General features: G+C 39.6%; 6 protein-coding genes. All 6 read left to right on the top strand.

The window, feature by feature from the left end; translation table 11 throughout:
* The first annotated feature begins 44 nt into the window (after positions 1-44).
* Positions 45-1175 carry an EpsG family protein gene (locus DBY68_RS22610; RefSeq protein ID WP_108473764.1) on the top strand — a complete coding sequence of 377 codons (1131 nt, stop codon included), beginning with the start codon at positions 45-47 and terminating at the stop codon, positions 1173-1175.
* Positions 1176-1189: 14 nt separating this feature from the next.
* Positions 1190-2296: a glycoside hydrolase family 99-like domain-containing protein gene (locus DBY68_RS22605; RefSeq protein WP_199538686.1), complete on the top strand. Its 1107-nt coding sequence runs from the start codon at positions 1190-1192 to the stop codon at positions 2294-2296.
* On the top strand, positions 2289-3206 hold the full coding sequence (locus tag DBY68_RS22600; protein WP_108473765.1) for a glycosyltransferase family 2 protein: 918 nt from the start codon (positions 2289-2291) through the stop codon (positions 3204-3206). Before DBY68_RS22605 ends, DBY68_RS22600 begins: the two co-directional genes overlap by 8 nt.
* A gap of 64 nt (positions 3207-3270) precedes the next feature.
* Positions 3271-4647 (top strand): undecaprenyl-phosphate galactose phosphotransferase WbaP, encoded by a 1377-nt coding sequence (wbaP, locus tag DBY68_RS22595; RefSeq protein ID WP_229837632.1) that lies wholly within the window; start codon positions 3271-3273, stop codon positions 4645-4647.
* A gap of 12 nt (positions 4648-4659) precedes the next feature.
* A complete protein-coding gene (gene rfbC / locus DBY68_RS22590; RefSeq protein WP_108473767.1) occupies positions 4660-5196 on the top strand; it encodes a dTDP-4-dehydrorhamnose 3,5-epimerase in 537 nt (178 codons plus the stop codon).
* Between the two features lie 184 nt (positions 5197-5380).
* Complete coding sequence (gndA, locus tag DBY68_RS22585) at positions 5381-6787, top strand: NADP-dependent phosphogluconate dehydrogenase (protein ID WP_108473768.1); 1407 nt, start codon at positions 5381-5383, stop codon at positions 6785-6787.
* Positions 6788-6840 lie beyond the last annotated feature (53 nt).

Below are 6840 nucleotides of genomic sequence, written 5' to 3'. Positions count from 1 at the left end.
TCAGTAAACATCACTGAACAATTTATTGGCTACAAGGAAAAGTGATGTTTTATTTATTATTTATTGCATTAACTTTGCCTTTTATTGTTCTTTCTATCTTCTTAAATAAGAGAGACGGGAAACGTATATTGTTGCTATACTTTCTCGTGTATGTCTTTGTTTTTTGTGCTTCCTACAGGATAGGGGTTGATTGGTATCTTTATGAGTCTTATTATTATAATCTTGAAGTAAAGTTTTATCCGGAAATAGGCTATCAAGCATTATCATATTTATTTTCGAGTATTGGTTTTGATTACTGGCTGTTTGCATTTTTTATCAAAACTGTCGTTTTCATTATCATAACTCGATACTGTATCAAAAATTGCGAATTACCATTGTTGGTTGTATTTTGCTTCTTCATCGTTACAATACAATTCCATACAGATTTCTTGAGACAGCAAGTAGCATTCGCACTGATATTGTTGGCAATATCGTCTTTCTCTCTTCTCAGGCGTAGTGGATATTTTATTCTTGCAGCAACAGCGCATTTCTCCAGTATCCTTTTTTTGCCTGTTATATTTATATATAAATCCAGGTTGTTCCAGCATGTGACTTTTTATTCAACAATGTGTTTATTCTTGTTTACTTTGGTGAATACAACACTATTGAATGAGATTATAATACTCTTGAATCCCTTCCTCTCGGGATTTATTTTCTTTGAAAAAATAAAATTTTATTTCTTCTTCGGAGGTGGCGGGGGGGTAACCCTGGGGCATCTTGTCCGAAATGCTCTTTTGCTGCTATTTTATATATTGCATGTAAAACAAAAAAATAAAAACGATTATGTGCTTGATTTTTTTATTAGCTTTGTTTTGTTAACTGTGTTTTATGAAAACCTTCTTTACAGTTCGGAAACATTATGGACCAGGTTACAATGTTATGGAATTTTGTTCTTCTTTTTATATCCGATAAGGTATTTTAAACAAAATATTTTATATATGAGATTATCTGCTCTGGTTGTCTTGGTGTATGCATTATACTCTTCATCTGGAATCCTAAGAGAGAGTGATTTCTATAAGTATTACAATGAGTATGGAAGTGTTTTTGTGCATTTTTCTGATGAGTCTTATCAGAGAGATAAGATAGAGCTATTAGAAAACTACTGGAATAATTGGCAGCCTCGTGGTGCAGATTGAATAATGGGATTATAATGAAATACATAGCTTTTTATTTGCCTCAATACCATCCTGTTAAAGAAAACAATGAGTGGTGGGGGGAGGGCTTTACTGAGTGGTTCAACGTAGCAAAATCTAAACCAAGATTCAAAGGTCATCATCAGCCTCATATACCAACTACGATGGGATTCTATGATTTACGAGTACCAGAAACTAGAGAGAGGCAAGCACAGCTAGCTCACGAGTATGGCATTGATGGGTTCTGCTATTATCATTATTGGTTTAACGGTCACTTGTTACTAGAAAAACCTTTAGAAGCTGTCCTTGAGGATAATAAGCCTGAACTACCGTTTTGTATTTGTTGGGCTAATGAAAATTGGACTCGAGCTTGGGATGGCATGGAACGTGAAGTATTGATAAAACAAGATTATACAGAAGAGGACTCAGTTGAACATTTTAACTATCTTTTACCTTTTTTAAAAGATAATAGATATATCAAAATAGATGATAAGCCGGTGTTCTTGCTTTATCGCTATGATCATATTCCGGATATTGATAACTTCATTCATACATGGAACCAAATGGCCGTTAAGAACGGATTAAATGGTATCTATTTTATATGTGTGAAAAATGGATTTGTCACAGCAAATTACGATGAGATTTTCACTCATCAATTCGATGCTGTTGTCGATTTTCAGCCTAATAGAGCCGATTTCCCATCAATTAAAACGAAAGAGCAATTTCTCGTTGATGCGGCCAGGAAATTATTACCCGATACTATATTCCAGTATCTAAAAAGAAATGCTTCTGCTGTAAATAAAATATCTTATAAACATATGGTGGAGAATATTGTACACAGTTACGCGACTAAGCCTGGTAAAGTTATACCTGCAATATTCCCCAGTTGGGACAACTCTGCAAGAAGGGCAACACCAACAGTAATCCAAAATGATGAGGCGAGTGTATTCGGCTATTGGCTTGATGAAGCAAGTAAGTTTTCTTCAAATAATGGGCTCTCCGAAAAAGTAGTTTTCATCAATGCTTGGAATGAATGGGCTGAAGGATGCCATTTAGAACCCGATTTACAGAATGGAACGGCATTCCTAGAGCAAGTTAAGCAGGTTAAATGTAAATATGAGTAATCTACGTATTTCGATGGTTGTACCAACCTATAATGGAGGTGCACTATGGGAAAGAGCAGCAGAAAGTATTAATAAGTACTTTAATGGTAGGGTACTCGTTATCGATTCTGGTTCTAAAGACGAAACGGCCGCAATTGCCAAAAAACATGAATTTGAATTGATTGAGATAAGTTCAAACGATTTTAACCATGGTGGCACAAGAAATCTTGGATTAAAACATCTGTCACCAACTAGTGATATCGTATTTTTTATGACTCAAGATGCAATATTGACTGATGAGCAATCTATCAACAATATTGTTGATATGTTTGTTGCGGATGAAAAATTGGCTGCAGTATATGGTAAGCAACTTCCTCATGATGATGCCAATGTGATCGCCCAGCATGCACGCCATTTTAATTATTCGAATAGTAGCTATGTTGTTTCAAAAGATACGGGTAAGGCTTTAGGTCTGAAAGCGGTCTTTATGTCCAATTCTTTTTCAGCATATAGGGTGTCGACATTTAATAAATTAGGTGGCTTCGCCATGAACACTATTTTATGTGAAGACATGCTTTATGCAGCGACCGCGTTAGTGCACGATTATCATGTCGGCTATGCAGCTAATGCAACTGCAAAGCATTCGCACAACTATACTTGTAAAAATGAATTTTCACGATATTTCGATATAGGGGTCTTTCATAATGGACAAAGCTGGATCCGTAAAGAATTTGGGGGAGCTGGTGGTGAAGGGAAAAAGTTTCTAATCTCTGAGTTTCAATATATTCTGAAAACACGGCCAGCCTTCTTATTTTCTGCACTGTTAAATAATGCCGCCAAATTTGTTGGATATCAGTTAGGGAAAAGATATAAATTATTACCCCTCTCGATAATTAAGAAGTGTAGCATGCATAAAAAATACTGGCAATAAATGCTGCGTTGAGGCTTATATGAATGATAATTTGAAACTCACCATTGGTAAGATAACTAACGCAATGGTTGACTTTTTTGTGTTAATAATCTCTTTTGGTTTGTCTATTTATCTAATTGAGTTTTTGTTTAATAATCTACCTGCATTCATTCCACAGGATGAGTTTGATGAGAAAATTGTAACGCACACACTTCTTAGTGTAATTTGTGTCGGTTGGTTTTGGATACGCTTGAGGCATTATTCTTATCGCAAACCTTTCTGGTTTGAATTAAAGGAAATACTTCGTACTTTAGTAATATTTGCCATTATTGAACTTGCAATAAATGCTTTTTCAAAGTGGCATTTCTCTCGTTACTTATGGGTCTTTACCTGGGCCCTTGCGTTTGTTCTTTTACCCTTAGGTCGTTCATTAGTTCGCAGAGTGTTGGATAAAGTAGGCTTGTGGCAACGTGATACCATCATCATTGGATGTGGTAAGAATGCGCAAGATGCTTATCTGGCAATTAATAGTGAAAAAAATTTGGGGTTCAAAGTTAATTATTTCATCGGCAAGAGTGAACATGGAAATACCCTATACGGGCAACCTATTATCGATGCTGATATTCATGAGGTTAAGAGAATTGCGAATAAATTCACTCAATTCATAATTGCCGTAGAATCTGAACAGATTGAAGAAAGAAATAATTGGATAAAAAAACTGTCTAAATATAAATTTCGACATGTCTCTGTTATTCCAACAATTCGCGGATTACCTCTGTATGGCACCGATATGGCATTCATATTTAGCCATGAAGTAATGATTTTAAGAGTAAATAATAACCTTGCTAAACGTACATCGAGGTTTGCAAAGAGAGCGTTTGATATCTTTGGCGCATTGGGTATCATTTTAATCTCTTCGCCATTACTTGCATATCTCTATCTTCAGGTTAAAAAAGATGGTGGGCCCGCTATTTATGGGCATGAACGTATTGGAAGAAATGGTAAACGTTTCAAATGTCTTAAATTTAGATCGATGATCCTTAACTCACAGGAAATATTGGAAGAACTTCTGGCCAATGATGAAAATGCCCGTTTGGAGTGGGAAAAAGATTTTAAGTTAAAGAATGATCCTCGTATAACCAAAATTGGTCATTTTATCCGTAAGTCGAGCCTGGATGAGTTACCTCAGTTGTTTAATGTTCTTAAGGGTGAGATGAGTTTGGTTGGTCCAAGGCCGATTGTCCATGATGAGTTAATTCGTTATAGTGACGACGTTGACTATTATCTTATGGCTAAACCAGGTATGACAGGTTTATGGCAAGTGAGTGGTCGTAATGATATCGATTACGAAACTCGCGTTTACTTTGATGCCTGGTATGTGAAAAATTGGTCTTTGTGGAATGATATTGCTATCTTGTTTAAGACAATTAATGTTGTTCTTAAGCGTGATGGTGCTTATTAATTGGTGAGTATAATGAATATTATTGATACAAAAATTCACGATGTAAAAATTATTGAGCCCAAAGTATTCGGCGATCATCGTGGCTTCTTCCTCGAAACCTTCCAAAAAGATCGTTATAAAGAAATGTTAAATATCGACCTTGATTTTGTTCAGGATAACCATTCACGTTCCTCTCAGGGAGTTTTACGTGGTTTGCATTTCCAAACTAAAAACCCGCAAGGGAAACTCGTTCGTGTGGTGAGAGGCGAGGTACTTGATGTTGCTGTTGATATTCGTAGAGACTCTCCAACATTCGGGCAATGGGAAGCTGTAATTCTGAGCGAAGAAAACAAACGTCAGTTTTGGATTCCACCGGGTTTAGCCCATGGTTTTGTTGTTCTTTCTGAAATAGCTGATTTTGAATACAAATGCACTGATTATTACGATCCTGGTTCTGAAGGATGTTTGCTCTGGAACGATCCTTCTTTAGGTATTAACTGGCAAATTGAAAACCCTAAACTCTCCGAAAAGGATAAGAACGGTAAGTTATTCAGTGAGTTATTCTCGTAATGTCATAGATGTTTGATAGATGGTTTCATTTTGTTCAGTTTCCAGGCTTTACTTCACCGTGCCCGAATCGCATTTGTTGCTCTTTGACTGATGCAGACTATCGAATAAAAATTTTCTGAGTTAACATCTTCAAACATTCAAGCCGCGCATAGGACGCGGTGACCACCCCTGACAGGAGTACATAATGTCTAAGCAACAGATCGGCGTAGTCGGTATGGCAGTGATGGGGCGCAACCTGGCGCTCAACATCGAAAGCCGTGGTTATACCGTCTCCATCTTTAACCGCTCCCGTGAAAAAACTGAAGAAGTTGTTGCCGAAAATCCAGGCAAGAAACTGGTTCCTTATTACACGGTACAGGAATTCGTCGAATCTCTTGAAACCCCACGTCGCATCCTGTTGATGGTGAAAGCAGGCGCGGGCACTGATGCCGCGATTGATTCCCTGAAACCCTATCTCGATAAAGGCGACATCATCATTGATGGTGGTAACACCTTCTTCCAGGACACCATTCGCCGTAACCGTGAACTGTCCGCGGAAGGTTTCAACTTCATCGGTACGGGTGTTTCCGGTGGGGAAGAGGGCGCACTCAAAGGCCCATCCATCATGCCTGGTGGTCAGAAAGAAGCCTATGAGCTGGTTGCCCCAATCCTGACCAAAATTGCTGCGGTTGCTGAAGACGGTGAACCGTGCGTGACCTACATTGGCGCTGATGGCGCGGGTCACTATGTGAAAATGGTGCACAATGGCATCGAATACGGCGACATGCAGCTGATTGCTGAAGCTTACTCTCTGCTGAAAGGTGGCCTGAACCTGTCTAACGACGAGCTGGCAACTATTTTCACTGAGTGGAACGAAGGCGAACTGAGCAGCTACCTGATCGACATCACCAAAGATATCTTCACTAAGAAAGATGAAGACGGTAATTACCTGGTTGATGTGATTCTGGATGAAGCTGCCAACAAAGGTACCGGTAAGTGGACCAGCCAGAGCTCTCTGGATCTCGGCGAGCCGCTGTCTCTGATCACCGAATCCGTATTCGCGCGTTATATCTCCTCTCTGAAAGATCAGCGTGTTGCAGCGTCTAAAGTGCTTTCGGGCCCGAAAGCAGAACTGGCTGGCGACAAAGCGGCTTTCGTTGAGAAAGTTCGTCGCGCACTCTATCTCGGTAAAATCGTTTCTTACGCGCAGGGCTTCTCTCAGCTGCGTGCCGCGTCTGACGAATACAACTGGGATCTGAACTACGGCGAAATCGCGAAGATCTTCCGTGCTGGCTGCATCATTCGCGCCCAGTTCCTGCAGAAGATCACTGATGCCTATGCTGAAAATGCCGGCATCGCGAACTTGCTGCTGGCACCGTACTTCAAAAATATCGCTGATGAGTATCAGCAGGCGCTGCGTGACGTGGTTGCCTACGCTGTTCAGAACGGTATCCCGGTTCCGACCTTCGGCGCTGCGGTTGCCTACTATGACAGCTACCGTTCCGCGGTACTGCCGGCTAACCTGATTCAGGCTCAGCGTGACTACTTCGGTGCGCATACCTATAAACGTACTGATAAAGAAGGCGTATTCCATACCGAATGGTTGGACTAATCCGAAATAAATAATGAAGCCCGGCGATGCCGGGCTTTTTTTTGCGTTCAATT

It is taken from the genome of Pseudocitrobacter sp. RIT415 (assembly GCF_003057695.2).
In the GTDB taxonomy this organism is placed as follows: domain Bacteria; phylum Pseudomonadota; class Gammaproteobacteria; order Enterobacterales; family Enterobacteriaceae; genus Pseudocitrobacter; species Pseudocitrobacter faecalis.
This window is presented reverse-complemented; position numbering and strand designations above follow the sequence as displayed.